At 70.1% G+C, this 1,673-nt stretch carries 2 protein-coding genes; both read right to left on the minus strand.

All coding sequences use genetic code 11. The features are described 5' to 3' along the window. Positions 1–138: 138 nt before the first annotated feature. The gene (locus E2E34_RS34060) at positions 139–876 is read right to left on the minus strand and encodes an ABC transporter permease (RefSeq protein ID WP_138905681.1); all 738 of its coding nucleotides are present in this window, start codon (positions 874–876) and stop codon (positions 139–141) included. Continuing rightward, positions 873–1,664, minus strand: a complete 792-nt coding sequence (locus E2E34_RS34065; RefSeq protein WP_138905682.1) for an ABC transporter ATP-binding protein — start codon at positions 1,662–1,664, stop codon at positions 873–875. The genes E2E34_RS34060 and E2E34_RS34065 overlap by 4 nt, the downstream gene beginning before the upstream one ends. Positions 1,665–1,673 lie beyond the last annotated feature (9 nt).

Genomic DNA, 1,673 nt, shown 5'->3' on the forward strand with positions numbered 1-1,673 from the left:
TCATCGATTCCGTCGCTTCTGTTACGTCTCGACGGCGGTTCAAGTAGCAGTTCGTGATCAGTTGTTGATCGGATCACTTCGTAATCTGCGTGATTGCTGGATGCGTTGTGCCCGAGTGGAAGTGGCGTGCCGGCGGGGTTACGCGGTGCGGCGGCGGAGGGTGGCTGCTCCCAGGGCCAGGACCAGGAGGGCGCAGGCGGCGACGATCGTGGCGTCGCGGACGAAGGTGGCCGTGACGTCCGTGTGGCGCAGGACCTCGTTCATGCCGTCCACGGCGTACGACATCGGGAGCACGTTGGAGATCGCCTCCAGGACCGGCTGCATCGTGTCGCGCGGGGTGAACAGGCCGCACAGGAGCAGCTGCGGGAAGATCACCGCCGGCATGAACTGGACGGCCTGGAATTCCGACGCCGCGAAAGCGGAGACGAACAGGCCCAGGGCTGTGCCGAGGAGTGCGTCCAGGAGGGCGATCAGCAGGAGCAGCCAGGGGGAGCCGACGACGTCGAGGTCGAGGAGCCAGAGGGAGATTCCGGTGGCCAGGGCGGACTGGACGACGGCCAGGGCGCCGAAGGCCAGGGCGTAGCCCGCGATCAGGTCGGCCTTGGCCAGGGGCATGGCGAGCAGGCGTTCGAGGGTGCCCGAGGTGCGTTCGCGCAGCGTGGCGATCGATGTCACCAGGAACATGGTGATGAGCGGGAAGATCCCGAGCAGTGACGCGCCGATGGAGTCGAAGGTCCGCGGCGAGGCGTCGAAGACGAAGCGCAGCAGCGTGATCATCACGACCGGGATGAGGAGCAGGAGCGCGATCGTGCGGCGGTCGTGGCGCAGCTGGGCCAGGACGCGGGCGGCGGTGGCGAGCGTGCGGGATGCGTTCATCGGAGCGTCTCCTGGCGGGAGTCGGCCTCGTCGACCAGGTGGAGGAATGCCTCTTCGACGGTGGCGGTGGCGGTACGGGCGCGGAGTGCGTCGGGGGTGTCCTCGGCGAGGATCTCGCCGGCGCGCATGAGGAGCAGGCCGTGGCAGCGCTCGGCCTCGTCCATCACGTGCGAGGAGATGAGGAGGGTGGTGCCGCGGTCGGCGAGGGTGTGGAAGAGGTTCCACAGGTCGCGGCGCAGGACCGGGTCGAGGCCGACGGTCGGCTCGTCGAGTACGAGGAGTTCGGGCGTGCCGAGGAGGGCCACGGCGAGGGACACGCGGCTGCTCTGGCCGCCCGAGAGGTTTCCGGCCAGGGCGTTCTCGTGCGAGGTGAGGTCGACGTCGGCGATGGCGCGGGTGACGGCGTCGTGGCGGGCTTCGCGGTGGTCGCGGCCGGGGCGCAGGACTTCCGCGAAGTACTCCAGGTTCTGGCGGACGGTCAGGTCGGTGTAGATGGAGGGGGCCTGGGTGACGTAGCCGATGCGGGGGCGCAGGGCGGCGTCGCCGGCGGGGCGGCCCAGGACTTCGAGGGTGCCCGTGACCTTGGCCTGGGTGCCGACGATGGCGCGCATCAGGGTCGTCTTGCCGCAGCCGGAGGGGCCGAGGAGGCCGGTGATCCGGCCTCGGGGGACGGTGAAGCGCAGGCCGCGCAGGACGGTGCGGGGGCCGCGGACGACGGTGAGGTCGTGGGCGGTCACGGCGGGCCCGTGCGGGGGTGGGGCCGCCTGTTCGGCGGAGTAATTCATCATGCGTTGAAT

The sequence above is a fragment of the Streptomyces albidochromogenes genome (assembly GCF_005981925.1).
GTDB classification, from domain to species: Bacteria; Actinomycetota; Actinomycetes; order Streptomycetales; family Streptomycetaceae; genus Streptomyces; species Streptomyces albidochromogenes.